Origin of the sequence: Roseisolibacter sp. H3M3-2, from assembly GCF_029211165.1 — a bacterium.
Lineage (GTDB): Bacteria > Gemmatimonadota > Gemmatimonadetes > Gemmatimonadales > Gemmatimonadaceae > Roseisolibacter.
Map to the genome: position 1 here is coordinate 1 of NZ_JARGEK010000444.1, position 3,513 is coordinate 3,513.

2 protein-coding genes and 1 pseudogene are annotated in these 3,513 nt (G+C 70.2%); 1 reads left to right on the plus strand and 2 read right to left on the minus strand.

Going from position 1 to position 3,513, the window contains the following annotated elements; genetic code table 11:
• A partial coding sequence (locus tag PYV61_RS22675) for a GTP-binding protein (protein WP_275835962.1) occupies positions 1-193 on the minus strand: 193 nt, incomplete at its 3' end.
• Positions 194-247: 54 nt separating this feature from the next.
• Positions 248-2,368 carry an elongation factor G gene (gene fusA / locus PYV61_RS22680; RefSeq protein WP_275835964.1) on the minus strand — a complete coding sequence of 707 codons (2,121 nt, stop codon included), beginning with the start codon at positions 2,366-2,368 and terminating at the stop codon, positions 248-250.
• Between the two features lie 832 nt (positions 2,369-3,200).
• On the opposite strand from fusA, the pseudogene PYV61_RS22685 reads away from it, so the two are divergent.
• Positions 3,201-3,513 (plus strand): annotated as a pseudogene (locus PYV61_RS22685) (hypothetical protein); the annotation flags it as partial.

The window sequence follows — 3,513 nt, forward strand, 5'->3', positions numbered from 1 at the left end:
TCGAGATCGTGATGCCGCGCTCGCGCTCCTCGGGCGCCTTGTCGATCTGGTCGAAGGCGATCTTCTGCGCGAGGCCCTTGTTCGCCTGGATCGTGGTGATCGCGGCGGTCAGGGTGGTCTTCCCGTGGTCGACGTGGCCGATGGTGCCCACGTTCACGTGCGGCTTCGTCCGCTCGAATTTGGCCTTGCCCATGGTGCTGTCCCTGTCGGTGCTAGGTGGTGACTAATCAGCGTCGAGCGGAGCCCGTCACGCCTTGACCTTGCTGATGATCTCGTCCGCCTTCGACTTCGGCACTTCCTCGTAGTGCGAGAACTCCATCGAGTACACGGCGCGCCCCTGCGACATCGAGCGGAGTCGCGTCGAGTAGCCGAACATCTCGGACAGCGGGACGTTGGCCGCGATCACCTGCGCCTCGCCGCGCTGCATCATCCCGCCGATCTTGCCGCGGCGGCTCGAGATGTCGCCGAGCACGTCGCCCATGTAGGCCTCGGGGCAGACCACCTCGACCTTCATGACCGGCTCGAGCAGCGCCGGGTTGGCGCGGGCCGCGGCCTCCTTGAAGGCCATCGAGCCGGCGATCTTGAACGCCATCTCGCTCGAGTCGACGTCGTGGTACGAGCCGAACACCAGCTCGACCTTCACGTCGACCATCGGGTAGCCGGCGAGGACGCCGTTCTCCAGCGCCTCCTTGATCCCCTGCTCGATCGGGCCGATGTACTCGCGGGGGATGACGCCGCCGACGATCTTGTCCTCGAAGACGAAGCCCTGGCCGGCCTCGGACGGCTGCATGTTGATCACGCAGTGCCCGTACTGGCCCTTGCCGCCCGACTGGCGGATGAACTTCCCCTCGACCTTCTCGACGCGCTTCTTGATGGTCTCGCGGTAGGCCACCTGCGGGCGGCCCACGTTCGCGTCGACCTTGAACTCGCGCATCATGCGGTCGACGATGATCTCGAGGTGCAGCTCGCCCATCCCCGAGATGATCGTCTGCCCGGTCTCCGCGTCGGTGTGCACGCGGAACGTCGGGTCCTCCTCGGCCAGCTTCTGCAGCGCGATCGCCAGCTTGTCCTGGTCGGCCTTGGTCTTCGGCTCGATGGCGACGTCGATCACGGGCGCCGGGAACTTCATCGCCTCGAGGATCAGCGGGCTGTCCTCGGAGCAGAGCGTGTCGCCGGTGCGCGTGTCCTTGAGGCCGATGGCGGCGGCGATGTCGCCGGCGCGCACCTCGGTGATCTCCTCGCGCTTGTTCGCGTGCATCTGCAGCAGGCGGCCGACGCGCTCGCGCTTGTCCTTCGTCGAGTTGTAGACGTAGGAGCCCGAGTTCAGCACGCCCGAGTAGACGCGGAAGAACGTCAGCTTCCCGACGAACGGGTCGGTCGCGATCTTGAACGCCAGGCCGGCGAAGGCCGCGTCGTCGGTCACCGGGCACTCGACGAACGTCTCGTCGTGGTGCGGCAGGTGGCCCTGGATCGCGGGCACGTCGATCGGCGCCGGCAGGTAGTCGATCACCGCGTCGAGCAGCGCCTGCACGCCCTTGTTCTTGAACGAGGCGCCGCAGAAGACGGGGACGAACTCCATCGCGATCGTCGCCTTGCGGATCGCCTGGCGGATCTCCGGGACCGTCAGCTCCTCGCCCGACAGGTACTTCTCGAGCAGCGCCTCGTCGTGCTCCACCGCCGCGTCGATCGCGTCGTGCCGCGCCTGCTCCATGGCGTCGCGGAACTCCTCGGGCACGTCCACCACGGTGAACGTCTTGCCGAGGGTGGCCTCGTCGAAGATGTACTGCTTGCGCTCGATGACGTCGATGTGGCCGGTGAACAGCTCGCCCGACCCGACCGGCAGCTGCAGCGCGAACGCCTTGCGGCTCAGCCGGTCCTTGATCATGGACATGCAGCGGTCGAAGTTCGCGCCCGTGCGGTCCATCTTGTTCGAGAAGATCATGCGCGGCACGCGGTACCGGTCCGCCTGGCGCCACACCGTCTCGGTCTGCGGCTCCACGCCGGCGACCGAGTCGAGCAGCGTCACGGCGCCGTCGAGCACGCGCAGCGACCGCTCCACCTCGACGGTGAAGTCGACGTGGCCCGGCGTGTCGATGATGTTGATCCGGTACTCCGGCCCCTCGCCCTGCTTGTCGCTCTGGCCGTGGCGCTGCCAGAAGCAGGTCGTCGCGGCCGACGTGATCGTGATGCCGCGCTCCTGCTCCTGCTCCATCCAGTCCATCGTCGCGGCGCCGTCGTGCACCTCGCCGATCTTGTGCGACTTGCCGGTATAGTAGAGGATGCGCTCGGTCGTCGTCGTCTTCCCGGCATCGATGTGCGCCATGATGCCGATGTTGCGATAGTGCTCGAGCGGGGTCGTCCGTGGCATGATCGGGGCTCGTCTGCTCTGGTCGCGCGCGTCGGCCCGCGGCGTGTCGCCGCCGGACGCGGCGCCCGCGTCGCGTAGATCCGGTGTTGGGGGGCGGACCGCGCCTCGCGACGCGACCCGCCGGACAGCAAAAACGCGGGTGGACCGAGCGCCCCGGACCGGGACTGGTATCCATCCGCCCTCGCCGGGTACGCTCGCCACTGCTGCGCGAACGGGGACCCATGGCGCGTCGCGGCCGCTCGGGAAAAGCGGGGGCGTCTCCGCCCATTGCCGTGACGTCGAGTTGTCGTCCTGCGTGGCCCTGCCTGCTGCTGCCTCGCCCTGCCGGCGCCCACCTGACATCCCACCATCGTGTGCGCCGCCTGCACGGCCGTAGCCTACACAAGCTAACCGGGTCATACCCGATGTCAACGGGGCCGGATCGGCGAAGTGGGGACGCCGCGCGGACTTAGCCGTCGATGCGGGCTCCGTGGCCCGCCCCGTCTCCCCCGGGCGCCCGGCGCCCCCTGCGCCCCTGCGCCGCGCCCGGAGCCGCAGACCGCCGAGTTCGGCGGCGGACGTTGCGCGCGGGGGGCGTGATCCGTCTCACGGCCGAGCCCACTCTGGACCCGCGGGCAGGCATGCTCTACTGTTGTGGCGTCCCTCCCACAGGTGACGAGGCGCTCATGCCGCAGGCAGAGCGTCCCGCCCACCGGCGCCGACGTCCCCTCCCCACGTAGCGCGCCACGGTAACGGCCTCGAGCGTACGGCACGCGGACTGCCCCGACCACGGTCGTGGCCGCCCGCCGCCACGCCCCGCCGTTCCGCTCCCCGACGACAGGACCGTTCCGCGATGACCTTCCCCCGGTGGTGCCTCCCCGCAGCGGCCGCCGTGCTCGCTGCCGGCGCCCCGCTCGCCCCCGGCGTCGCCCAGGCCCCGACCGCCGCGCAGGATCCGCTCTGCGAGCCCGTCGCGCCGAAGCTGAGCTTCGCGATCTCGCCCAGCGCGGCCAAGAAGCGGCCGGTGCGGCGGGTCGCGGTCAAGCCGCGTGCGGCGAGCCCGGCGCGCCCGAAGGCGGCGGCCGCGCCGGTCGGGCCGTCGGTCAAGAAGGTCGTCCGGAAGCGCCGCCCGCGCGTGGCCGCCCCGCGCCGCCCGCAGGCGGCGC